Source organism: Mycolicibacterium llatzerense, from assembly GCF_000878195.1.
Taxonomy (GTDB): Bacteria; Actinomycetota; Actinomycetes; order Mycobacteriales; family Mycobacteriaceae; genus Mycobacterium; species Mycobacterium llatzerense.
In genome coordinates, this window is the sequence record NZ_JXST01000015.1 from 12,938 (window position 1) to 36,576 (window position 23,639).

Consider the following 23,639-nt stretch of genomic DNA (forward strand, 5'->3'; position numbering starts at 1 on the left):
CGGATCACTCCGGAAACGACATCAAAAGCCCACAGCAGCAGGAGAATTCAGATGAGCATCGTCACCCGCTGGGTCAGCTACTTCATCATCGTCATCGGTCTGACCGTCGCACCCGGAATGATCGCCATCGGGCTGGCCACGTCGGCCCACGCCCAGCCGAACACCGGCGCCTCGAGCACGGTGCACCAGACGTTCCCGCACCAGAACAACTTCCCCCAGCCCGGCACCTCGATCCATCACCACCACCAGCACAACCACTGATTCACGTCTGGGCAACCACGAGAATCCGGCGGAACGGGAAGAACGTGGTGCCGTCGGGCTGGGGCGGGTACGCCTGCGCCAGCAGCGGGATGATCGCCTGGCGGTACTGCTCCCAGGCATCGTCGGTCAGCCGCGAGCGGACGTCGGTCAGCGCGGTTCCCGTGATCCAGTCCAGCACCGGGGTTTCGCCGGTCAATTGGTGCAGGTATGTGGTCTCCCAGGCGTCGACGGTGCAGCCTTCGGCCGTCAGCAGCGCGGCGTAACCCGCCGGGTCGTCGACCACATTCGTTTCCCGGAATCGGATATCGGCGAGCGCGTCGGCGAACTCCGGGCGCCGGGCCACCTCCCGTACGGCCTGATGCGACGGCGAGTCGAAGTTGCCGGGAACTTGGAAGGCCAGCCAGGCGCCTTTCGGCAGTTGAGTCACCCACCGCCGCAGCAGCTCACGATGTTCCGGAACCCATTGCAGCACAGCATTACTGACCATCACATCGGTGTCCGGTGCGGGTGACCAGTCGGCAGCGGCAACCACCCGGGCGTCGACGCCACGAGCCCGGGCTGCCGCCACCATCTCCGGTGAGTTGTCCACCGCTTCGATCACTGCGTCGGGCCAGCGCTCCGACAGCGTGGCGGTCAGGTTTCCCGGACCACAACCCACGTCCGCCACCCGCCGCGGCGTCTGGGCACCCACGCGCGCCAGCAGGTCGTAGAAGGGCCGGCCGCGGTGGTCAGCGAAGGCGAGGTAGATGTCTGGATTCCACACAACCCCATCCTGCCGCCGGAGGCTGATGAGTGCCTGCCATTCTGGTAGGCGATGGACGAGTCAGTACGCGACCTGTGGCAGTCGCTGGGCCTCCCCGGCCTGATCGACGTGCACACCCATTTCATGCCCAAGTCCGTGATGGACAAGGTGTGGAAGTACTTCGACAGCGCCGGGCCTCTCACCGGCCGGACCTGGCCGATCACGTATCGCACCGAGGAGCAGCACAGGCTGGAGACGCTGCGCGGTTTCGGGGTGCTGGCGTTCACCTCCCTGGTCTATCCGCACAAGCCCGACATGGCGGCCTGGCTGAACCAGTGGGCCGCTCAGTTCGCCGCGCAGACTCCCGACTGTCTGTCCACCGCGACGTTCTACCCCGAGCCCGGTGCACCCGCCTACGTGGCCGAGGCCATCGCGGGCGGCACTCGGGTGTTCAAGGCGCACGTTCAGGTCGGCGACTACAACCCGGCCGACCCACTGCTCGATGACGTGTGGGGCACCATCGCCGACGCCGCCGTCCCGGTGATCATCCACTGCGGTTCCGGTCCGGCGCCCGGTACTCATACCGGCCCTGACCAGGTCCGTACCGTGCTGGACCGCCACCCCGATCTGAAGCTGATCATCGCGCACCTGGGTATGCCCGAGTACAGCGAATTCCTGGACCTCTGCGAGCAATTCGACGGCGTCCACCTGGATACCACCATGGCGTTCACGCCGTTCGTCGAAGAAAACATGCCGTTCCCGCCCGCCGAACTGCCACGCCTGGGTGAGCTCGGTGACCGAATCCTGTTCGGCAGCGATTTCCCCAACATCCCGTACCGGTACGCCGAGTCCCTCGAGGTGCTCACCAAGGTCGCCACCGACGACGATTGGCTGCGAAAAGTGCTGTACCACAACGCCGCCAGGCTGTTCGATCTGGAAGATCAGCTGACGGGGGCCGAGAACCGGGGTTAGCATCCGAACGTGACCAGTCCGCCAGGCGATGCGTTCAACCCACCCGTCCCGGTTCCCGACGTAGCGGGTGCGGATGCCACCGCACGTGGACTGCCACGACGGGCCGACCTGACCTGGCAACAGAAGCTGATCGTCGACTCCTCGGCAGTGGCCGACCTGGGGCTTCGCACGGCGCTGGCCTCGGTGATCGGCGCCGGCATGATTCCGCGGATGGCCGCCTCGGCGGTACGAAGCCGGGCCGGCGACGACCCCGACGCCCTGCGGTTCTACGCCGAACTCGCCGCCACCAAGGACCCACAGCAGTGCTTCCCGGCGCCCAGCGGTCCTCCGCTGGTATCCGCTCGTCCTGCCGGCCCGGTCGCGCAGTGGGTTGCACACGGCCAGGTGGACAACATCTGGTTCCCAAGCAGTTACGACGCCGTGTATCCCGGCATCCGAGAGCGGCGCCGCAGCTACACGCGCAACAACGTGGTGCATGCCCAGCACTGGCGGCACGACGACGGTCCGCGCCCGACACTGTGCGTCATCCACGGGTTCATGGGCTCGCCATACCTGTTCAATGGCCTGTTCTTCTCGCTGCCGTGGTTCTTCCGGTCCGGGTACGACGTACTGCTGTACACCCTGCCGTTCCACGGCCCCCGGGCCGAGAAGGGCTCTCCCTACAGTGGATACGGCTTCTTCATGGACGGTGTCCCCGGCTTCGCCGAGGCCATGGCGCAAGCGGTATACGACTTCCGTTCCGTCCTCGACTATCTGGAGGACACCGGAGTCGATCGCATTGCGCTGACCGGAATGTCGTTGGGCGGCTACACCTCATCACTGATCGCGTCGGTCGACGACCGCATCCAGGCCGTCATCCCGAACGTTCCGGTCGTGACACCGGACCGCACAGTCGAGGAATGGTTCCCGGCCAACCTGCTCGTCAGGCTGAGCAACCGGTTGGCGCATATCGATGAGGATCTGGTTTCAGCGGCCGGCCGGTACCACTCACCGCTGAACTACGCGCCGCTGGTGCCCCGGGATCGCCGATTGATCATCGCCGGCCTGGGTGATCGCCTGGCGCCGCCGCAGCAGGCCGAATTGCTCTGGGAACACTGGGATCGCTGCGCGTTCCACTGGTTCCCGGGCAACCACATCCTGCACGTCAGCCAGCCGGACTACCTGCGCCGGATGACCAAGTTCATGAGCCCGTTCATGTTCGACGGCAGCGACTGCCCGGCTGACCGGGCACGCCCTGCCCGTTGATCCTGCGTGCAGGGCCGCCGCTACTCGACCTTTTACGCCCTAGCCGCAGTGTCGACGGCGGACTCAGCGCTGGCGCCGAACGTCGACAATTCCGCAAGCAGCGCAGTGGTCAGCACACCCGCGCGCGTGGCGAGGCCACCGGCCGATGCCGGGGCCATCGCCGTGAGCAGCGGACCCTGCCGGCCCGCCTCGCGCGTCAGGCCCGCGACTGCGGCCGCGGCAGGCGCGTTGGCCGTGCGCACCGCACAGGCCGCGGAAATGGTTGCACCAGGCGAGAATTCGAGCACCGTCCACAGCTCCGTCGTCGACGCCAGTGCGGCCAGGCATTCCGGCAGGCGCGAATCCGCGGGCAATCCGTAGGCGGTGAGGTAGCCGTCCCCGTCGCGGACCGCACGCCACATCTCGCGCGCGTCGGTTGCGATGGGCGTGGGCGCTACCTCGGTGACCGCGACCGGCACCCCGGCCTCCCGCAGCTGGTCGGCCAGCCGCCGGGCCACCTTCTCCGCCGTGTCCGCGAGCGGCAGATCCGACGACCGTGCCTGCAGGGCAGCAAGATTCGACGCCGCCGTGACAGTGACGCTGACCCATGCACTGCGCGTGCCGTCGAGCTGCCGTTCCGTGACGCGCACCGACTCGCACCGAACGCCGTAGCGGTCGACGTAAGAAGCCACGAGAGGCAGTGCGTGGTAAGGAAATCCGTCGGCTTCCAGTACCACCGTGACCTGATCAGCCGCCGGGGCCGGCGCACCGCGCCGGTTCCGGCGCCACACCGCGACTCGGCGGGCCACCATCGTGGTCAGGAACATCCCGCGCCACCAGGCGAACACCAGCAGCACCACGGCGACCGCGATGCCCAGGATCCACTTCTGTGGCGTCGTATGCCACGGGTACGTCATGGCCGCCGGGATGGTCGTCAGCAATGCCAACGTGATTCGGGCCGTCATCGGGCGCCGTCCTTTCTTCGGTACGCGATCAGTGCGATCAGTGCGGCGATCGCCAGCACTGCCGCACCGGCGAACGCGATGGTCCGCGGCGTGGTGTCCTTCGGGGCCGGCTCGGGCGGCATGGCAACAGACACGGCTTTCGGTGTCGAACCGGTCGCCGGCAGGTCCCAGGTCAATGCCGCAACCGGGTCGACGACGCCGGCGCCCACCAGGTTCGACGGCATGCGCGCGGCACCGTGCGCGGTGGCGGTCAGCCGGTGCGTCACATCAGCCGCGTTGAGCGCGGGAAATCGACTGCGCACCAAGGCTGCAACGCCTGCGACGTAGGCCGCCGCATAGCTGCTGCTGCGCAACGGGAACAGGTCGCCCCGCTCGTTGGGCAGCGCGTTGGCCAGACCGTTCACACCAGTCGACGCGATGTGCTCGCCGGGCGCAGAGATGCCGACCCACGGGCCGGGAGTGGTGAAGTCCGACGGCTGTCCGGCTGCGTCCAGCGACCCGACCGACAGCACGTACGGCTGCCACCAGGACGGGATCGACACCGATTTGACGCCGGCCCAGTTGCGCGGGTCGGCCGCATTCCCGGGGTTGTCGAGCGGGTTGGCCTCGCACGACGGGCCGCCGGCCAGGCCGGCCCGGTCATTGCCTGCGGCGGCGACGATCACCGCATCCTTTTCCTGCGCAGCGTATTTCAGTGCCGCGCCCAGTTCGGTCTGATCGACGGGCCGATCGGCGGGCAGGCAGGTGACCGCCGTGATAGCGATGACCTTGGCGCCGCGGTCGGCGGCATGCACCACGGCCCGGGCCAGTGACGTGACCGCAATGGTCGCCTGCGCCGCAGCCGCGTCTCCCCCGTTGCCACGCGGGGCGTAGCGCTCGGACGTCTGACGGATGGCCAGGATGCGGGCGCCCGGCGCGACGCCGGAGAACCCGTCCGCGCCCGGCTGACCGGCGACCAGGCCGGCGACCAGAGTGCCGTGGCCATCGCAATCTGTAAGTCCGTCAGTGTTTTCCACGAAATCACCGCCGGCCTCCACATTGGGCAACCGCGGTCCTGGATGCACGCCGGTGTCGATGACCGCCACCGTCTGTCCGTCACCGCGGCTGAAGGCCCAGGCGCCAGGCACGTTGAGCAAGGTGTGGCCCGGACCCGGTGCGCCCGGGTCGGTGCCGGGCAGCACGCCGGCGGTGACGCACTGTCCGCGTTGGCCCATCGCCGCGACGGGACCGACGCTGCCCGACGGCGGTGCCGCATGCTCGTCGACGTGCGGCGGCACGACGGCACCGGCGGCCGGCAACATCGCCGCCGGCAGTACTGCGGATGAGGCGGCGAAAGCGACTGTCAGGACGGAGATTCCGCGCCGGATGGCCACCATCACCGGTTGATGACCCAGGCGAACAGACCCACCAGGTAGGCCAGCACCGGGATCAGCGAAGCGTCCAACGCCGTCGCGGCGAAGCCGACCAGGCGACGCATCGGCAGCGAATAGGTCTGTGGGTCGGCCACCTGGGGGTTCAGCGCGGCCACCACGCCCACCGTGACGAGCACCGCGAGCACACCCAGCGACCACCACGCGTTGGAGTAGTGCCCGCCGGCGGCGAACATCGTAAGCAGCACGGCCGCAACCACATACGGCTGGCTCAGCAGCCACAGCTTGCACGGCACCGAGTCCCAGATGCGGGCCCGCAGCGCCGTCGCGAGGGCGGCGGCCACGACCACGTACCAGGCCCACGCCGACGGGTGCGTTCCCGCCACCAGGACCACCGACCCGGCGGTCAAGGTCAACACGGCACCGGCGAGGAAGCCGGTCTGGTGCGCGTCGCACACCCGGACGCGGCGCGGCAGATCGGCCAGCACGGACAGCCGCAGGGCCGACGGCGTCGGGTCACCCGGCGCCGGGATGTTCGGGACCGGGAACCGGGCCCACAGCGTCGAGAGCTGAGCGGCCTGGACCACGACCAACAGCGCGAAAACGATCAGTACAGCGCCGATCACGGTGTTGCCCAGCTGCCAGATCGAAGCGGCGCCACCGACGATCATGCCCGCGATACCCAGGACGGTCGTGGCGGTGAAGGCCGCGATGGCCTGCCCGCCGACGGCGATGCTGACGATCGACCAGGCGGCGACCGCCGCGGCACCGAGCAGCAAGCCGGCCGGACCGGACGCGCCGGGGACCGCCAGCGTGAAGGCCGCGCCGACCGGCAGCAGGGCGGCCAGGCTCAGGGCCGTCGCCAGCTTCGGTAGGGCGGGCCGCGTCAGCAGGGCTGCCGCAACGGTCAGCACCGCCACGCCCACGACCGTGAACAGGCCGGCAGTCTGGCCGGTGCGTACCCGCACCAGCGTCGCCAGCGCGGTGGCGAGCACGGTCAAGGCCACGACTGCCCAACCGGCCAGGCGGCGGATATGCGCATTGCCCCACGGGTTTTCGCGAGCGGCGGAGAAGATGGCGGCGGCATCGGCGATGTCCTCGACGATGCGCGGCGCCGGCGGACCCGCGGGCACCGGCTGCAGCGCTAGCAGGTCACCGTCGACCACGCCGACCGTGTCGAGGGTCGCGTCGAGGCTGTACGCCGCGCCACCCAGCGGGGCCAGCGACAGTTCGGCGGAGCTTGCGGAGTCGGGTGCCCCGCCGACTCCGACGATGCGCCGCACCGCGGGCACGATCTCGCGCAAGGGCAGGCCCGCCGGCAGTGCGACGTCGGTGAGTCGCCCGCGACCACCCTGCTCGTCGCCGGCGGCGAGCACTGCGACCCGCACAATCGGCATCGCGGTACTACCAGACGTGTTCTGGGACATTTTCTTTCCGTTCTCCAGTCGAGGTCTCGAAGTCTCGGGTCGGGTTCACTGTGGGGAACCAGGAACCGTCGGGCAGGGTCGCGGTCAGTCGCTGCACGGCAGCGGTGACGGCAAGATCCGTACCCGGGGCAAAAGTTGAAATCCAGGTGCCATCAGCGGCTTTCACCGGGGCCACGACGACGCGACCCGCGGTGGTGTCGACGATGCTGACGCCGACGTCGGTGCTGATCCGGTGGCCGTCACGGTGATCGCCCGCGACGATCTCCACGTAGCTGCGGCCGGGCGCGAACGCGGCCCGCACCACGGCGTGGGCGGTCGGCGGGATGCCGAGGTGATCCATCACGTCGTCCAGCGAATCGCCGCGGCGCAAGCGCTCGTCGGCCTTGGCCCCGATGTGGGCGGGCATGGCGAACTCATCGAACCGAGCGGCCGCGCGGCCGGACAACCCTGCCGTGAGCACCGGCACCAGCGCGTCCGGGGACGCGACAGTCAGTTCGGTGCAGGTCATCAGGTGCTCGCTGCGCAGGACCGCCACCGTGGTGTCGCCCCTGCGCGCGAGAATCCCGCGCAGCATGGCGCCCGATCCGGACACCCATCGCAGTTCCAGCCAGCGGCGGGGCCGGCACACGGTCCGAATCCAGTGCGCGACAGCGGGATGCACGGAGCCGTCGGCAGACAGCACTCCCATCCGCGTCAGCGCGGTGACCTGGTCCGCATCGAATCCGGCTTTGGCGGAGGGCTCGCTGTAGGGCTGCGTGATGGCCAGCACCCACGGAAAGCTCCCAGCGCCAAGACGATCCGCGAGGAACCAGGCTTGCTCCGCGGTCAGTTCGACCGCGGAGACCGGGATTTCGGCGTGTTCCGGGGTGCCTGACACCCCGGAACGCGCCGAAACCGTTGGACTTAAACCCACTTGGCGCCTTCGGCGCTGTCGCGTGCGCTCATCGACAGCGTGTTGGTCTCGTGGGTGGTCGCCATCGCGCGGTACGCGTGGACGAGTTCTTCCATCGCGGTGTTCCACTGGGCCTGCCACGCCTGGTAGCTGGTTCCGGTGTCACCCTGCCAGGCGCCGGCCAGGGCGGCCTGCTCGCTGGCGATGTCGAGCCCGACGGCGTGCAGGGCACCCGAGTAGGCGGTCATCTCACCGGCGTGGGCCAGCATCGCCGGGTAGTTGTACATGATCTGGGACATGGGATTTCCTCGCTCCTGATTGTCGGGGTCGGCGTTGCGGCGGTTAGACGGACGTGTACGTGCCGGCCGCGGCGGTGTCCTGCGCGACGTAGGTGCCTGCCGCGTCGCCCAGGTTGGCCTGCGCGATGTCGAGCAGGGCGTTGACCTTGGCCGCAACTTCCATGAAGCGCACGTGTGCGGCCTGGAACGCGACTGCCGAGTCACCCTGGTGGAAGCCCTGCGCCGACTGCGCGGCCTGTTCGGCCTGGGCGATGGTGCTGCGCATCAGCGCGGCCTTGGCCGAGAAGGCCGACTCGGAAGCGACCAGCTGGGGGATGTGTGCGTCGAGCATGCTCATTGTGATTCCTCTCGGGGTACGTCCGGATTGTTTTGGTGGTCAGGTCTTCTGGTCTGCAGGTTCAGCGGTTGGCACCGCCTTCCGAGCCCCAGCTGCCGGGCAGCATGGGGTCGGTGACGCCACCGCCGAAACCGTTGCCGGTCAGGCGGTTCAGGCCTGTCGCCTGCTGGTCTTGGCGGTTCACCGTGCCGGTGAAGCCGATCGGTCCGGCACCGCGGGCGGAGGCCAGAACTTCGGTGCGTGGGGCCCTGTCCGCTCCAGCGTCATCGCCGAAGTCCGGATCGACTTCCGAGTTCATGTCCATGAACTCGTCGCGGACACCACGCTCTTTCGCCGCGCGACGGCGACGGGCGCGCCGCCGCTCGGTCGCGGCGGCAGCGGCAGCCGCCGCGGCTGCGGCCGCGATGCCGGACGCCGGGGCCGGCGCGGTGGCGCCGTCCCGCACGGTCGGGGTGAATCCGGGACCCGGGTCGTCGACAGCCACCGCGTAGGCCATCATCGGCGCCGGGGCCGCCGGCGCGGGAGCCGCCGCCGAAGCCGGTGCGGGCGCAGGCGCGCTCGCCGGGGAGGCGGGCGTGGCCGGCACCGTCGGGGCGACGCTGACCACCGGCATCTGACGGTCGGCAATCTGCAGCTGCGGCGGCGGCGGGAACGCATCGGCGACTTCGGGATCCGGCACATAGTCGGGTTCCAACAGCGTCAACAACCCGAGGCTGGACAGACCGACCGCAATCAGAGCCGGCCCCCACAGCGGTGCGGACAGCATCAAACCCCAGGAACCCCAGCCGACCGGCTGGAAGAACGCCTGATAGCCCAGCGCGAAAAGCAGTGGCCCCCAAGTGGTCAGCGCTTGCGACGGGTTGGTCAGGAAGCCGAAGATCATCTGCTGGATCTGGCCCAGCGGGTCCTGCAGGAACTTCCAGATCAGGTCGCCGCCCGGCAGCGTCTTGATGTAGTTGTACAGGTAATCGGTGATCGCGTTCGACGCGTTCAACGACGTGCCCGCATCGGCCGCCTGCAACTGCGCGCCCGCCTGCGTGGCACTCGCCGTAGCGGTACCGGCCTCGCCGACGCCGGCCGCCAGCATCATCGGGGCCGGCGTGGTCGCCGGGGCCGCCGCCACCGCGGCACCCGACACTGCCTGATAGGTGCCCATCACCGTCGCGGCCTGCAGCCACATCCGGGCGTAGTCGGCTTCGTTGAGCGCGATCGGAATCATGTTGATACCGAAGAAGTTCGTGGCGACCAGCGCCGCGTTCACCACGTGGTTGAGGGCCAGTTCGGGCAGCGACGGCATCGCGGCCAAGGCGGTGCTGTAGGCCGCGGCGGCCGTCTCGTGCTGCACCGCGCTGGCGGCACTGTTGGCGCTGGCCTGGGCCAGCCAGGTCAGGTACGGCGCATGGGAGGCGATGTACTGCTCGGCGCTCGGCCCCTCCCATGCTCCCGCCTGGACCTCACCCAATAGCGCGGTGAGTTCAGCTGCGGCCGAGGCATATTCGGTGCTGAGCGACTGCCAGGCAGCCGCCGCGGCCAGCAGCGAACCCGGACCGGGTCCACTGGACAGCAGCGTCGAATGGACTTCGGGCGGCAGCGCCATCCAGACAGGGGCGGTCATGTCAGCCCAGCACCGTCACGTAGGTGGCGGCGGCTTCGGCATCGCCCGTCGCGTAGCTGATGCCCGCCTCGGTGACACCGCCGCCGGCACGGCCGAGTTCGGTGACGCCCTGCGACGCGACGGCCTCGTGCTCGGCGCCGTGGGCGCTCAGCCCGATCGCCGTCTGCAGCGACACGGGGTCCGCGGCGGGCGGGATCACCGCGGTGACCGCCGGAGCGGCCGCGGCATGGGCGGCGGCCAGGCGGGCGGTCAGTGCTTCGACGGCCGCCCCCGCTGCCGTCAGTCCTTCGGGAACAACGCGCAAGGTCATCAGTGGAACTCCCCTCGTTGTGGTCCGGTGGGTCGGCCCGTAATCGGGTCTGCCACCAGCGGATTGATCAGCTGGACATACGTGGCTTCATCGCTGTCGCCGACCACCATGGCGCGACCGGCGGGCAGGCGGTTGAACCGGTGGCCGCGGATTCGGCCACTGTCCTGCGGGTTGCCGGACAGCATGACGGTGGTGGCCTGCAGCTCGTTGAGCCTGCGCAACAGCGGGGCAGTCATCACCGCGTGGGCCGAGCCGGCGGCCCGGGCGGTGACGATCACCCGCAGCCCCAGTTCGGCGGCCTGGGCCAGCAGCCCCAGCAGTACCGTCCAGGGCCGCTGGCCGACGAACGGACCGCTGACCGCGGGTGCATCCGGGATCTGGTCGACGTCGTCGATGATCAGGTAGTGCAGGTGGTTGCCCTGCCCGTTCCGGTAGGTCCACCCACTCAGCTCCGCGGACGACAGACCCGCTGGGGGCCTGCGCTTTTCGAGCAGCGCAGCCAGTCCGAGCATCGCCGGGGTGACCCGGTCGACGTTGGGGGTGTACTCGTTGTCCGCGAACAACGGCTCGTCCACCAGATGCAGCCTGCGGTCGATCACGGTGAACGCCACCGACTCCGGCGTCGAGTTCTCCCGGATGGTGCGGATCAGATGCCGCAGCAACGTGGTCTTGCCGGACTTGGCATCGCCCAGCACCATCAGCAGCGGGTTGGCCGAGAAGTCGACCGCAACCGGTGCCAGGTCCTGCTCGCGCTGACCGATCACCACCGACTCGGGGTTCCGGTACAGCGGTGCAAGGGTTTCCGGCGCCAGGTCCGTCGGCAGCAGACGCACGGGCGGCGCCGTCTGCCCCGGGTAGTGGGCGTTGATGGCAGCGATCGCACCGAGATCCGGTTCGGCGAACAGGAAGTGCTCGGCTGCCATGGTCAGGCCGCGGCCCGGCTGGTCGGCGGGGACACCGTCGGCGGGGCGGGACAGGGCCGCCACCCCGGGGGTACCTGGCGACCGCACATTGCTGTCGCGCGAGTCGGCCAGCTTGAGCTCGAGCCGCAGACCCAGCCCGTCGCGCATCGCCAGCGGCACCTCGAGCCAGTTCGGCGTCGTGAGCACCACGTGGATGCCGTAGGCCATGCCGGTGTTGACCAATTCGGTCACCTTGGACAGCAACGGGTTACGGGTGTTGAACGTGTCGGTGTTGTCCCGGCTGAACGCATACAGGTTGTCGATCACCAGGAACACGTCGCCGTAGCCGTCATCGCGCAGGTCACCGTCACCGGCGGCGGCACGGGCCTGGCGGGACGCGAGCAGCTGTTCGAGTTCACCGAAGGTGCGACGGATGCGTTCGGGCTCCAGCGGCGACGCGACGCTGCCGACATGGGCCAGTGGCTTGAGCGAGCGCAGCCCGCCGCCGCCGTAGTCCAGGCAGTAGAACGTGACAGCGCGCGGCGAGTGCGTCGCGGCCGCGGACAGGATGAACGTCTGCAGTGCCGTCGATTTCCCGGACTTCGGCCCACCGTGGATGACCAGGTTGGCGGCCGCCGAGCTGGCGTCGAAAACCAGTGGGTCGCGACGCATCTGGAACGGACGGTCGATCTCGCCAAGGGGCCAGCGGCCATGTCCCGCGGGAATCTCGGTGCCGGCCAACAGCTCCGGCAGCGCGATCGGCTGGTCCAGCGGGGCCAGCCACAGCCGCGGCGCCCGCGGACCGTACTGGGCCAGCTGCTCGCCGACGGTCGCGACCAGCTTGCGCGGCGCACGCAGATCCGGAGCCGTGTCGGTGACGATCACCGTGTCGGGAGCCGGGGTGACGTGGCCTGCCGGGAACAGCTGTGGCTGCGGAACCGCATGCACCACAACGGCTTTCTCGACCCGCGGCGGGTCGTAGATACCGTCCACGTAGGTGCTGCGGAACTTGACCGGCACGGCGCCGGGGGTGGGGACCAGGAAGCCCTCGCCCTTGTGTTCCGGACCGGCCTCGATGTGGTAGGCGTCCTCGACACCGATGATCTGCCGGCTGATCGACGGGCTCGCGACCTTCAGACCGATGCGGTACGAGGTGTTCTTGTCGATGTCCTTGATCCGGCCCACGTCCAGCGTCTGGGACGCGAACAGGATGTGGATGCGGAACGAACGGCCCTTGCGGGCAACGTAATCGAACAGCTCGGCGTACTCGGGATGGTCGGCGAGCATCAGCGAGAACTCGTCGGCGACCACCAGCAGCGTCGGGATCGGGGGCAGGTCGTGCCCAGCCGCCTGCGCCGCCTCATATTCGAGCACCGAGTTGAAGGCACTGCCCTGCACGCGGCGGCCGGCCTCCATCAGCAGCTGCTCACGCCGCGCCACCTCACCGCGCAGGGTGTCCGCGAACCGGTCGGCCAGCGACCGCTTCTCGGCCATGTTCGAGATGACGGCGACCACCTGCGGGAAATCCCGGAAGATGTCGGCGCCGGCCTCGCCCTTGAAGTCGGCGTAGATGACGATCAGGCGTTCGGCCGAGTGAGTCGTCAACAGCGACAACAGGATCGACATGAGGGTCTGCGACTTGCCGGAGCCCGTCATACCGATCATCAGACCGTGCGGGCCCATGCCGCCTTCGGCCTCGTCCTTCAGGTCGAACATCAACGGTTCACCGGTGGCCGTGACGCCGATGGGCACCCGCAGCTCGTCGGCCCGCGTGCGCGGCGCCCAGAGGCCCGCGACATCCAGTGCGGCCGCATCGGGAATCCCCAGCAGGGTGCCGAAGGTGGTCAGTCCGGCACCGGTGCTCCGGGCCCGGTTCGGGTTGGAGTCCCAGCGCGCGAGACTGCGCGCCAGGTGCGCGGCGGCCCGCGGCGAAAAGCCGTCGGCGGCATCGAAGTACGACTGCCAGCCGGCTGCCGCCCACCGCTCGATGCGGCCGTCGGCCACCCGCAGCACCGGCCGGTCGGGGTCCGCGTACTCCGGCTGTTCCATGCCGCGCTGCACCACGGTGACGCCGGCCAGTCCGGCCCGCGGCAGGAGCTCTCCCAAGTCAGCGTCCGGGTCGTCCACGACGATCAGCAGGTGCCGCAGCGGCGCGATGTCGGCGCCGCCGAACGGCTGCCGGTCCGCGAGTTCATCGGACAGCATGCCTGCGAGTTCGGGAACGCCGGCGGCCAGGTAGCGCGCCGGGCCGACACCGTCGATCTGCCCGGGAATGTCGCTGTGCGGCAGCCACTTCAGCCAGGACCAGGACTCCGATTCGAGAGCCTCGGCATCTGCGGCCGCCAGGCCCACCCCCAGCAGGGCAGGGTCGTGCCAGGTCACCGCTTGCGCGATCCAGGCGCGCAACGCGCTCCGCACCTCGTCGGCATCGCCGAGCACGGTGATCCGCGAAACCTTGGTCAGGTCGATACCACCGGGAACCGCGGGGACCGTCCGCTGGACGTCGAGCAATCCGCGCAATGCGCTGTGCGACACCGGCTCCAGATCGATCTCGGCCGCGGTGTCCTTGACCTGCAGCACCGTCTCCAGGCGCGCGTCATGCAGCCCGGCGCGCACCACCAGGTAGTCGGCGTCGTGCGGGTCGCGCTCCCACTGGCGTCGGGTGCCCGCGACGGCGGCCAGCTGCTCGGGTGCGGGGTGGGACCATTCGCGCGCCGCGCGCTGCTCGGCCGCCTGGGCCCGGACGTTGTCCCGTACCACCGACAGGTAACGCAGGTAGTCGGCGCGCTCGGCGTCGACCTCTTCGGTCCGGGTCTTGTTGTCCGAACCGCGGTAGAAGGCGGTGGCGGCCAACAGGAGCACGAACGGGAAGAACAGCGTCTGCGGCGAGATGACGCGCATGCCGGTGGCCACCAGAGCCACGACCATGCCGACGATCAGGATGACGATCAGGTAGGGCAGTACGCGGCGCAGCAGCGACGGCGGCACCAGGCGCGGCAGCTCGGGCGGCGGCTCGATGGTGATGACGCTCGCGCGGGTCGCCGGGACGGGCAGCCGGCGCCGCGCTTCGAAGATCAGACGGCTCACGGGTTCTCCCTCAAAACGGTGTCGACAGCTGGGCGAACCAGTGCCGGAAGCTGCAACGCGTCACTCCGCGACAACGTCGGGCCGGGCGCGAACTGGCTGAGGATCGACCACGGCACCGGCAGCGGTGACGCGGTAAGCCCCAGCGCGGCAGGGGTTTTGCGATTTGCGTTGGTGGCGTCGCCTTCGGTGGAGATGCCGTAGCGGACGCCGGTGTCGCTGATCCAGTAGCCGGACAGCGCCGGGGTGCCGGCTTGTCCGGTGGCCTGGACGAAGTAGCCGGTGCCCGGGGCCACCGCCACGCGCTGCGCGGTGCCGGCGGGGCCGGCCAACGCGACGGGGTGCTCGTCGGCGGGCAGCGGCAACATCGCTCCGGACAGCAGGGTGAGCGAATTGGTCGTGGCGCCATCGTGTTTGGTCCAGCGGGCGCAGGTCAGTGGCGCCTTGGTGACGTCGACGACGGAGAGCGGGCGCTCCGGGTACGCCGCGGTGTTGATCGCGGTGGAGACCGGGATGCGGGCGACCTGGTCGGCGGACAGCCGCGGCGGCTGCTCCAGACCGTATGAGTCGGTGTTGCGCAGAATCGCCGCGACGACCTGTGAAATCGGTTGCAGGCCATCATCGAGGACCGCGTAGTACTGGAGCGCGTTGCCCGCGTTGTCCGAGCCGGCTCCGGTCGTGATGGCGGTGACCACCGCGCCGACGGGTGCGGCGACCGGCAGTGGGTACGGCGTCGGCTGGCCGGCGTTGAGGATCGCCGGGGCAGCCAGCGGGGCCGATTCCGGGATCGCGTTGAACAGGCCGTCGGCGATGGCGCGCGGCGCGGGCAGTGCAGTTCCGTTGGCGCCCAGGCCGAGTGCCGCCGTCACCGCGCGGTTGTTCAGGTCGACCGCACTGCGCTTGCCGTTCCACAACAGCCAGCTGCCGCCGTTGACCCCGGCGGAACCGACGCCATCATTGCGAACCAGCACAGCGTCATTTGCGCCCAGTGCGGCGGCGCGGGAGGCGCCGTCGGCCAGCGGACCCGTGATCAGGGTGACGCCCACGACGTCACCGGTGGCCGCATCGCAGACGGTCCAGTCGGCATCGCGAGAAGTGTTGGGCACCATGCGTTCCGGCGCACCCGGAATGCCGATGAGGCTGCCACGGGCGAACTTGTCCAGTTCGGCGCTCGGCACCGTGGTCGGGTTGTCCGGCCGTCCGGCGATGAGCCGGGCCGAGGTCAGGTTCAGCACCGGGTGCAATTGGTCACCCACCCGGACGTACAGCGCGGAGGTTTCCCGGTCGGCCAGGATCACGTCATTACCCGCGACACCGGCGGGCCGGATCAGGGAGAAGACGAAGCAGCCTGCCAGTGCGGTGACGAGCACCAGCCCACCGACCAGAACGGAGCGGCTCTGGGTCCGCAACGGGTCGACCAGCATCCGGGTGTCATGCATGGCGACGCCAGATGCGATGCGCCGCATGAGGAATCGCCAACCGGACACCTGGTGCCGGGTGACGAAGCCGCGGCGGTACTCGACCTGCTCCGGGTTGTCGTTCACCGGAGTACGGGAACTGAAGGTCTTTCGGTCGTCACTCACTGTGCGGGCACCACCAGTCCGAGACCACGCAGCAGCGGCGCGGCCGAGTTGCCGACGTCACCCGCGGTGATCGTCATGAGTTCGTCGTCGGTGAAGTCGTGCGCGGCCAGGTGATCCAGCCGGTACTCACGTTCTTCTTCGGAGCGCTCCACCAGATTTCGTACAAAACGGCCGTTGCCCGCGATGTCGAGGCTGCGGCGCGCGACACCTGCCGCGTCGGGCGTGGTCGCCGTCGCGAGGTGTGCGAACAGCTGCTCCATCTCGGTCTGCGCCTCGGGTTCGAAGACGCTGTCCCGCTTTTCGGCCATGCGCATGGCGATCTCGGTGAGTTCAGTGGCCGAGTAGGACGGGAAGTCGATGCTCCGCGTGAAGCGCGACCGCAGACCTTCGTTGGTATCCAGGAACATGTCCAGGTCCTTGCGGTAGCCGGCAATGATCACGACCAGCCGGTTGCGGTCGTTCTCCATGCGTGCCAGCAAGGTGTCGATGGCGACCAGGCCGAAGTCGTTCTTGGCACCGGTGGACACCAGCGCGTACGCCTCGTCGAGGAACAGCACGCCGTCGAGCGCACTGTCGATGACGGCGTTGGTCTTGGCCTCGGTTTCACCGATGTGCTGGCCGATCAGGTCGGCACGATGCACCTCGCGCACAGTCTCTTTGCGCAGCAGGCCCAGACCGCAGTAGATCTTGGCGACCACGCGGGCGATGGTGGTCTTACCGGTTCCGGGAGGCCCGGCGAACACCAGGTGGTTGGTGCGCTGGGCAACGGTCAGGCCCCGCTCCTGGCGCCGAATCGACATGGCCACAGAGCTTTTCAGCCGGGCCACCTGGTACTTGACCTCTTCCAGGCCGATGAACTCGGCCAGCTCGGCCTCCGCCTCGACCAGCAGGTGCGCCTTGCGCGACTTGGCATCCGGGTCGACGAAGTCGGCCTCGGTCGGCTCGGTCTCGGGATCCCACGGGTTGTGCCGGGCCTCGATGCGGGCCGCAGTGGTCGGGTCGATGCCGAAACTGGTGTCGGTCAGCGCATGTTCGGCAGCGGTGTTGTCCGGGTGCGCGGCGTACAGCTCGGCCAGCACATCGGTGGCCTCGTCGTCCTCACCCTGCGCGCGCAGGGACAGCGCCTTGACGAAGGTGCCGTCGACCACGGCGACCGCGACCGGCCCCTCCGGGTCTTCCAGGTGCGACAGCGCCGGCGCGAACATGCCCAAGTGCGCCAACGCAATACCCAGCGCCACCCGCGCGGCATGCGCGTAGGACGCGTCCAGGTTCGGGTCGCTCACGATGGGGGTCAGTTGCCGGACGACGTCCGACCAGCGGCGGGTGCGGTGATACATCGCCACCCGCACCCAGCGGGCCGGCAGCCAGCCCGGCTTGCGGTCGAGCAGGTCGCCCACCAGCTGATCGGCCTCTTCGTAGGCGCCGGCGCCGGAGAGCGTTGCGGCATAGGCCAGCTGGAAGCCGTCGCGGTCGGTCGCCCGGAACTGCAGGTACAGGCCGCTGTCATAGCTGAAGCCGAGGTCGCCGTCAGCGAGGTCGAGGGCCCGCTGCAGCACGCCTGCCGAGGACACCGTGCGCCAGATCGCCTCGATCACGTCGGGCGTTGCCGCACCCGCGGCAGCCAAGCCGGTCCAGGCATCGCAATGCTCGCCGGCGATGCGCGTCAAAGTCAGGAAACCACCCAGGGCGGCGTCGAGGTCGGCCGGGCGACGGCGACCGTCGACACTCAGGCCGAGCGCCAGACAGCTGCTGGAGAACCGGGTCAGCACGTCGCGATCGACGCGTGATGCCCGCTGCGCGGCGTCACCATCGGCGACCACTGTGTTACTGCCCGCGTTGCTCGGTCGCACGTGGGTCCTTTCCGTCATCGACACGCCAGAGGACGTTCCACCACTCATGCGGCGGCCGTCCTAAGAAGGAGTCGGCACCCGGAACGGATTGGTTCCCGGCGGGCCGCGAGACGGGCACTGTGCCGCGCGGGCGCGGTTTGCTCGAAATGCACCGCGGCGGATACCGCAAATGTGTCAGTGCCCATGGTGGTGTTCGCGGGATATTAGAGTCCCCGCATATCTCCTTAAGTATGCCTAAGCTAACCCTGCGAAGTTAGCATTGCATAACTTAAGTTGTCGAGACGTACCCCTCCGTCGGAGCAGGTGACGGCGCTCACTCCTTAACGGCAGTGACCAGGCTGTTCGAGGCGATCATGGTTGCCGCTTCCGGATTCGTCGGCACCGGACGCCCGACCGCGCGGAAGTAGTCGGCGAGCCCGGTGGCCTCAGCGCGCCATCCCCGCGAGCCGAACCAATCCGCCGCCGGCGCGATCTGCTCGTTGTAGATCAGCTTGAAAAAGCCGTCTGCCATCTCGTCCGACGCCGCACGCTTTGCCGCGAACACATCGGCCGGCATCGGCTTGCCCTCTTCGACTGCCACCCAACTGCCGGGCGCTGCCAGCGCATCGATACCGGCGAACAGCTGGTCCTGCGCGGTGGCCGGCAGATAGATGAGCAAGCCCTCGGCGATCCATGCCGAAGGCTGCGTGGGATCGAAGCCGGCGTCCGTCAGCGCCGTCTGCCAGTCGTCGCGCAGGTCTACGGCGATCTCCCGGCGCTCGGCTTTCGGTTCGTGCCCGATGCCGGCCAGCACCTCGCGCTTGAATTCGAGCACCTGCGGTTGATCCAGTTCATAGATGGTGGTGCCGGCGGGCCAGTCCAGCCGGTAGGCACGCGAGTCCAGACCCGCGGCCAGCAGCACGATCTGGCGCACGCCCGCGGCTGCGGCACTCTGGAAATAGGTGTCGAAGTACTTGGTCCGCGAGCCCTGGAAGTCAATGAACGGTTCGCCGAACTCGGACGTCGCCAAGGGATGCTCAGGGGCCTCGCCGTCCAACACGTCGGCCCACACACCGCCGACCGCGCGCGTGAACACCTCGGCATATTGGTCCACCGCAAGCGGATTGGGCTTTGCCGCTTCCAAGGCCCGCGCCGCTGCGACCATCACCGCAGTCGATCCGACGCTCGTGTTGATATCCCAGGTGTCATTGTCGGTCCGCACCCGCGCGAGGGTACGCCGACAATCTGACTGCCGACTCAGACCAGACTCAGACCAGCGGGCGCCCGGTGCGAATGCGCCAGTCCAGGTCCCGCAACATCCAGTTGAAGGGGAAACGCCGCAGCGGCCCGGGCAGCACCCGGTTGACCACCTTCACCAGTTTCATCAGTGAGTTGAAGCGCTTCTGCCGCTTGGCATCCCACGGCAACCGCATCTCGTCGCGGAAGCGTTGCGGCAGAAAGCCGGTGGTGAGCAGCAGCGAGAACGCCTCGAACCAGCGCTGCAGCGGCCCCGGGAGTTGCAGCCCCTTCATCCGCACCGCCGCAATCGGATACAGGTAGTCCCGCACCGTGTCGTCGATGTGGACCTGGTCCAGCGACTCCTGCCAGTACTTGTCGAACGCGGCCCGGTCGGCCGGCCACATCTCCGGCGTCACCTGCAGTGTGGTGCCCATCGTCATGCCCTGCCGGTAGAACTCCTCGGCACTTTCGTCGTCCAACTCTCCGACGACTAGGCGATATACGTCCAGCGCGCCCTTGAACAAGCACGCTGCCACCCAGAGCTGCAGGTTCTTGTCCATGGCGCTGTACTTCACCGGGCTGTCCTCGGTCGAGTAGACCTGCCGGTGCGCCGTGTTCACCGCGCTGCGGTACGCCGCTTTCTGGTCGTCAGATCCGAGGATCGCGACAGCCAGGTACGTGAAGGTGGTGCGGGCCCGCTTGATCGGGTGCAGGTCGGTCCGCCCGCTTTCGACCCGGCTCTCCACGACGCCGTAGCCGACGCCCGGCCGGGCCAGCTGCATGATCACGTTGGCCGGGCCCGCCAGCAGCGCGGCGCCGACCAACCCGTCGGCGTACTGGACATTGCGACGCACCCGACGGCCCGGCGCGCACGCGTTGACCGGCAGTTCGACCAGATCGACCGTCATTGGTCACTCCTCGCAAAAGTGAGAACGATTGATTCCTGATATTGCCTGCGCCGCGGTGGGGTGTCAAGATGGCGGGGTGCCTCAGGTACGCCCGTACCGCGGGATCGACGCGACAGAACGCCTGGCCCAACGACGGGCCCGGCTGATCGACGCCGGACTGGAGATTCTGGGCGCCGCGCCGCCGGCGCCGGAACTCACCGTCCGAACCATCTGCGGCGGCGCCGGTGTCGCGATGCGCTACTTCTACGAAAGCTTCACCGACAAGGACGTTTTCGTCGAGGCGGTGTACGACCACGTCATCGCCGACCTGGCTGCCACGACCCAGGCGGCGGTGGCCGCCGCACCACCCGACGAGCAGAGCCGTGCGGGCATGGCCAACATCGTGCACGCGATCGCCGACGACCCCCGGGTCGGCCGACTGCTGTTCAGCACCCAACTGTCCAACGAAGTGGTGGCGCGCAAACGCAGCGAGTCGACTGTCTTCTTCGCTGTGCTGCTCGGCCAATACGCCGGTGACGCGCTGCAGTTGCCCGCTGGGGATCGGCGCCGGGCCGGTACCCATTTCGCGGTCGGCGGCGTCGGGCAGACCTTGAGCGCCTGGCTGGCCGGCGAAATCACCTTCAGCCCAGACGAATTGGTCGATCACCTGGCACTGCTACTCGACACGCTCGGTAAGCGGGCCGTCCGCCGGTGACCGGGCCACGACTGCGCCGACCCCGGCCGCCGCTGAATCAGCACATCGACTTCTTCGGCTACTGGTCGCACGACGGCGAGGTGTCCGACCGCAGCAGAGCCCTGCCCCGCGGCGCGGCCACCGTCGTGATCGACGTCGGCGGGCGGGAGCGGGTCGACTTCTACTCGGCCGACGGGACCACCCGCATGCCGGCGGAACCGGCGTTCCTCACCGGCCCGGGCACCCTGTCGTACGTCACCCGCATCGACCCGGGTGAAGCGGTACTGACCATCCACTTCCGCCCCGGCGGCGCACTCCCGTTCTTCGGAATTCCGTTGGCGGACCTGGAGAATTCCTGCGTCAACCTGACCGACCTCTGGGGCGCCGATGCCGCGCTGCTGCGTGAGCGACTGATCGCGACACCGGCCTGGCCGCGCCGCATCGAGATCATCGAAGATTTTCTGCTCGCCCGACTGCGGCCGACACCCCTGACGCTCATGCCCGTGCTGCACGTCGCCGAACACCAACCGTCCCTTCGAGTTTCCGAGGCAGCCGAGCTGACTGGTTTGTCCCCCAAGCGATTGATCGCGACGTTCCGCCACGAGATCGGCCTGACCCCGAAGGCGTATCTGCGCGTGCGGCGGCTCCAATCCGCCCTGCGCCTGCTCGATGCCGGCACCGGCGACGGCGCCGACGTCGCGGCCACGCTCGGGTACTTCGATCAGCCCCACTTCGTGCGCGAATTCCGCGGGTTCACCTCGGTCACCCCGACGCAGTACGCATCACGGCGCAGCGCGCTACCGAGCCATGTGGGGCTGCCGGGCTGATCGAGCCGCGGCAAAAATATCCAAGCGTCGCGCTCGGCAGACCGGCACCATGGTGGGATGCACGAAGGAGCCAAGGCCGTGGCGAACACCGGCCTGCTGGTCGCCGCCATCCGCGCCGACGAATCCCGCCGTCCTGACCGACTTTTCACCGATCCGTTCGCCGAACGCCTGGCAGGCGAGGCCGGCCACCGGCTGCTCGCCGAGGCTGTCGCCGAAGCCGGAGACCGGCCGACCCGCCAGATCGTGGTGCGCACCCGGTTCTGGGACGAGGCCCTGCTCCGCGCCACGCAGTCGGTCCGCCAGGTCGTCATTCTCGCCGCGGGCATGGACGCCCGCGCGTTCCGGCTGCCGTGGCCCGCCGGCACCACGGTCTACGAACTGGACCAACCCGAGGTGATCGCCGCCAAGGCCGCGGCGCTCGAGGGCGAGCAGCCGTCGTGCACGCGGGTGGCCATCGGCGCCGACCTCACCGGCGATTGGACAGACAGCCTGCGTTCCAACGGCTTTGACACCCGCCAGCCGACGGCGTGGTTGATCGAAGGGCTGCTGCAATACCTCGACGAAGCCGCGGTCGGCACGGTATTCGCACGGGTCGACGCGCTATCGACGCCGGGTTCGGTGCTGCTGTACGACATCGTCGGCAAGACCCTGCTGGACGCGCAGCTGTTGGCCGCGGTGCGGCAGTCGATGGCGCGCAACGGCGCACCCTGGCTGTTCGGCACCGACCAACCGGGCGAACTCGCCGAGCGCCACGGCTGGTCGGCGGTGGTCACCGATGTGGCCGAGCCGGGCAACGCCTGGGGCCGGTGGTTCGCACCAGCCGTCCCCTTGGACGTGCCCGGCGTGCCACGTGGCTACTTCGTCGAGGCGACGAAATAGCCTGTCAATACCTGTGGTTCGAGAGTGCTTCCAGCCACGGATGGCCCGGATGCACCCGCGATAGCCATTCGGACAGTCGGGTTCGCCGGGCACGGTCCATCATGGGGAGTGCGTGCAAGAAGTCTGATTGGTCTTTGGGCCGCGGCGCTTTCGCCTTGAACAGGAGCACGACCTCAGGGATCACATACGGGATGCCGTCGTCGGTCCGAAGAATCAGCTCGCTGTAGGGCAGGGTGATCGAGGTGTCGCGGCGGCACACCCACTGGTCGCCATGGTGCGGTTCGCGGAACACATCAAGGCGATAGTGCCCGGTCGCCGGTTCGCGCAACCAGGTCTGATGCATGTCGTCCGCCTCTTCGGGGAACGGCCAGGCGTGTCCGTTCCCGACGACGTCCCATTCGAAGCCGGGGAACGCGGCTACGACCTCCGCGAATCGTTCACGCGGAACACCGATTTCGAGATCGTCGTGCTCGCGTCCAAGCCCGCCGACGAACAGATCCAGCGCCCACCCGGCAGCGACGTACCAGCATGTTGAGATACCCGCGAGTCGTTCGGCAACTTCGGCGGGCGTCCAGGCCTGCCAGAGCCGGTCGCATTCCTCGACCGATAGCGGACGTCCGGTCATCGACCACCGCCCTTCACCGGCCCCGTATCAGTATCCCGGTCAGACCGCTGCCACTGCGGGCCGCCGGTCGGCCGCGGTCCGCGGCTCGGTCACCGTATCGGCCGAGGTGAATTCCTTGGTCCAGCAGGCGAACTCCAACGTGATGCCGTCGGGGTCCTGGAAGTAGAACGACCGCACATACACGCCCGGATGCACCGTCGGTGACGCCTGCATGGGGCTCTCGTCGTGATTGAGCACCGGGCCGACCCGGACACCCTTTTCCTTGAGCCGTTTCCGGTACTCGTCGAATTTCTCGGCAGGCACGTGAAAGGCCAAGTGGTTCAACGAACCAACGGCACTCATGAACTCCCCGATCCCGGGCAGCGCCGCCGGCTGTGAGATGCCCGGCGCACCGTCGGGCGCCTGGGTGAACCAGAAGAACGCCACGCAGTCCCCGTTGCCGGCGTCGAAGAAGAAGTGCTGACCCATGCCACCCGGCAGGTCGACCGACTTCACCAGCGGCATACCCAGCACGCCCGAGTAGAAGTCGACTGTCCGCGCCATGTCCGCACAGACCAGGGCGACGTGGTTGATGCCGCCCAGTTCGAATTCAGTGTTGCGGTTGTCCGGCTTGATCATCGTGCCACTCCTGACGCCAGGGTCTGGTCAATCACCGAATCTGAATCTAACATCAGGT

The 23,639-nt window shown here is 68.7% G+C and carries 22 protein-coding genes; 6 read left to right on the forward strand and 16 right to left on the reverse strand.

Annotated features, from left to right (window positions below; translation table 11 throughout):
- Positions 1 to 51 precede the first annotated feature (51 nt).
- The gene (locus tag TL10_RS12175; RefSeq protein WP_043985863.1) at positions 52 to 261 is read left to right on the forward strand and encodes a hypothetical protein; all 210 of its coding nucleotides are present in this window, start codon (positions 52 to 54) and stop codon (positions 259 to 261) included.
- A 1-nt stretch (position 262) separates the two neighbouring features.
- On the opposite strand, the gene TL10_RS12180 is transcribed toward TL10_RS12175, so the two are convergent.
- Positions 263 to 1,024: a trans-aconitate 2-methyltransferase gene (locus TL10_RS12180; protein WP_043985864.1), complete on the reverse strand. Its 762-nt coding sequence runs from the start codon at positions 1,022 to 1,024 to the stop codon at positions 263 to 265.
- A gap of 51 nt (positions 1,025 to 1,075) precedes the next feature.
- On the opposite strand from TL10_RS12180, the gene TL10_RS12185 reads away from it, so the two are divergent.
- A complete protein-coding gene (locus TL10_RS12185; RefSeq protein ID WP_043985865.1) occupies positions 1,076 to 1,975 on the forward strand; it encodes an amidohydrolase family protein in 900 nt (299 codons plus the stop codon).
- A gap of 9 nt (positions 1,976 to 1,984) precedes the next feature.
- Positions 1,985 to 3,220, forward strand: a complete 1,236-nt coding sequence (locus TL10_RS12190) for an alpha/beta hydrolase family protein (RefSeq protein ID WP_043985866.1) — start codon at positions 1,985 to 1,987, stop codon at positions 3,218 to 3,220.
- 32 nt (positions 3,221 to 3,252) lie between these two features.
- Here the strand turns inward: TL10_RS12190 and eccE are convergent, their stop codons facing one another.
- The 13 genes from eccE to TL10_RS12255 all read right to left on the reverse strand — a co-directional run bounded on the left by eccE (position 3,253) and on the right by TL10_RS12255 (position 19,959).
- On the reverse strand, positions 3,253 to 4,164 hold the full coding sequence (gene eccE / locus TL10_RS12195; protein ID WP_052506399.1) for a type VII secretion protein EccE: 912 nt from the start codon (positions 4,162 to 4,164) through the stop codon (positions 3,253 to 3,255).
- Entirely contained in the window at positions 4,161 to 5,540 is a 1,380-nt protein-coding gene (gene mycP / locus TL10_RS12200; RefSeq protein ID WP_043985918.1) for a type VII secretion-associated serine protease mycosin, read from the reverse strand. The genes eccE and mycP overlap by 4 nt, the downstream gene beginning before the upstream one ends.
- Entirely contained in the window at positions 5,540 to 6,961 is a 1,422-nt protein-coding gene (gene eccD, locus TL10_RS12205) for a type VII secretion integral membrane protein EccD (protein ID WP_276525128.1), read from the reverse strand. The genes mycP and eccD overlap by 1 nt, the downstream gene beginning before the upstream one ends.
- Positions 6,939 to 7,811 carry an ESX secretion-associated protein EspG gene (locus TL10_RS12210; RefSeq protein WP_043390821.1) on the reverse strand — a complete coding sequence of 291 codons (873 nt, stop codon included), beginning with the start codon at positions 7,809 to 7,811 and terminating at the stop codon, positions 6,939 to 6,941. The genes eccD and TL10_RS12210 overlap by 23 nt, the downstream gene beginning before the upstream one ends.
- Before the next feature lie 53 nt (positions 7,812 to 7,864).
- Complete coding sequence (locus TL10_RS12215; RefSeq protein ID WP_043390023.1) at positions 7,865 to 8,152, reverse strand: WXG100 family type VII secretion target; 288 nt, start codon at positions 8,150 to 8,152, stop codon at positions 7,865 to 7,867.
- A 43-nt stretch (positions 8,153 to 8,195) separates the two neighbouring features.
- The gene (locus TL10_RS12220; protein WP_043390021.1) at positions 8,196 to 8,489 is read right to left on the reverse strand and encodes a WXG100 family type VII secretion target; all 294 of its coding nucleotides are present in this window, start codon (positions 8,487 to 8,489) and stop codon (positions 8,196 to 8,198) included.
- A gap of 61 nt (positions 8,490 to 8,550) precedes the next feature.
- The gene (locus TL10_RS12225) at positions 8,551 to 10,104 is read right to left on the reverse strand and encodes a PPE family protein (protein ID WP_043985868.1); all 1,554 of its coding nucleotides are present in this window, start codon (positions 10,102 to 10,104) and stop codon (positions 8,551 to 8,553) included.
- Position 10,105: 1 nt separating this feature from the next.
- Positions 10,106 to 10,414 (reverse strand): PE family protein, encoded by a 309-nt coding sequence (locus TL10_RS12230; RefSeq protein WP_043390019.1) that lies wholly within the window; start codon positions 10,412 to 10,414, stop codon positions 10,106 to 10,108.
- Positions 10,414 to 14,403 carry a type VII secretion protein EccC gene (locus TL10_RS12235; RefSeq protein ID WP_043985869.1) on the reverse strand — a complete coding sequence of 1,330 codons (3,990 nt, stop codon included), beginning with the start codon at positions 14,401 to 14,403 and terminating at the stop codon, positions 10,414 to 10,416. The genes TL10_RS12230 and TL10_RS12235 overlap by 1 nt, the downstream gene beginning before the upstream one ends.
- Positions 14,400 to 15,983 (reverse strand): type VII secretion protein EccB, encoded by a 1,584-nt coding sequence (gene eccB, locus TL10_RS12240; RefSeq protein WP_043985870.1) that lies wholly within the window; start codon positions 15,981 to 15,983, stop codon positions 14,400 to 14,402. Before eccB ends, TL10_RS12235 begins: the two co-directional genes overlap by 4 nt.
- The gene (gene eccA / locus TL10_RS12245) at positions 15,980 to 17,803 is read right to left on the reverse strand and encodes a type VII secretion AAA-ATPase EccA (protein ID WP_192830224.1); all 1,824 of its coding nucleotides are present in this window, start codon (positions 17,801 to 17,803) and stop codon (positions 15,980 to 15,982) included. Before eccA ends, eccB begins: the two co-directional genes overlap by 4 nt.
- Positions 17,804 to 18,146: 343 nt before the next feature.
- A complete protein-coding gene (locus TL10_RS12250) occupies positions 18,147 to 19,034 on the reverse strand; it encodes a class I SAM-dependent methyltransferase (protein ID WP_043985872.1) in 888 nt (295 codons plus the stop codon).
- Positions 19,035 to 19,080: 46 nt separating this feature from the next.
- A complete protein-coding gene (locus TL10_RS12255; protein WP_043985873.1) occupies positions 19,081 to 19,959 on the reverse strand; it encodes an oxygenase MpaB family protein in 879 nt (292 codons plus the stop codon).
- Positions 19,960 to 20,035: 76 nt separating this feature from the next.
- Between TL10_RS12255 and TL10_RS12260 the strand changes: the two genes are divergently transcribed.
- Genes TL10_RS12260 through TL10_RS12270 form a run of 3 tightly spaced genes read left to right on the forward strand, consistent with a single transcriptional unit; the run spans position 20,036 to position 22,338 of the window.
- Positions 20,036 to 20,653, forward strand: a complete 618-nt coding sequence (locus TL10_RS12260) for a TetR/AcrR family transcriptional regulator (RefSeq protein WP_110789057.1) — start codon at positions 20,036 to 20,038, stop codon at positions 20,651 to 20,653.
- On the forward strand, positions 20,650 to 21,459 hold the full coding sequence (locus TL10_RS12265; RefSeq protein WP_043985874.1) for a helix-turn-helix domain-containing protein: 810 nt from the start codon (positions 20,650 to 20,652) through the stop codon (positions 21,457 to 21,459). Before TL10_RS12260 ends, TL10_RS12265 begins: the two co-directional genes overlap by 4 nt.
- 57 nt (positions 21,460 to 21,516) lie before the next feature.
- Positions 21,517 to 22,338, forward strand: coding sequence for an SAM-dependent methyltransferase (locus TL10_RS12270; protein ID WP_043985875.1), 822 nt, complete (start codon positions 21,517 to 21,519; stop codon positions 22,336 to 22,338).
- A 4-nt stretch (positions 22,339 to 22,342) separates the two neighbouring features.
- Here the strand turns inward: TL10_RS12270 and TL10_RS12275 are convergent, their stop codons facing one another.
- Positions 22,343 to 22,963: a nucleotidyltransferase domain-containing protein gene (locus tag TL10_RS12275; RefSeq protein WP_043985877.1), complete on the reverse strand. Its 621-nt coding sequence runs from the start codon at positions 22,961 to 22,963 to the stop codon at positions 22,343 to 22,345.
- A gap of 39 nt (positions 22,964 to 23,002) precedes the next feature.
- Positions 23,003 to 23,581 (reverse strand): VOC family protein, encoded by a 579-nt coding sequence (locus tag TL10_RS12280; protein WP_043985878.1) that lies wholly within the window; start codon positions 23,579 to 23,581, stop codon positions 23,003 to 23,005.
- Positions 23,582 to 23,639 lie beyond the last annotated feature (58 nt).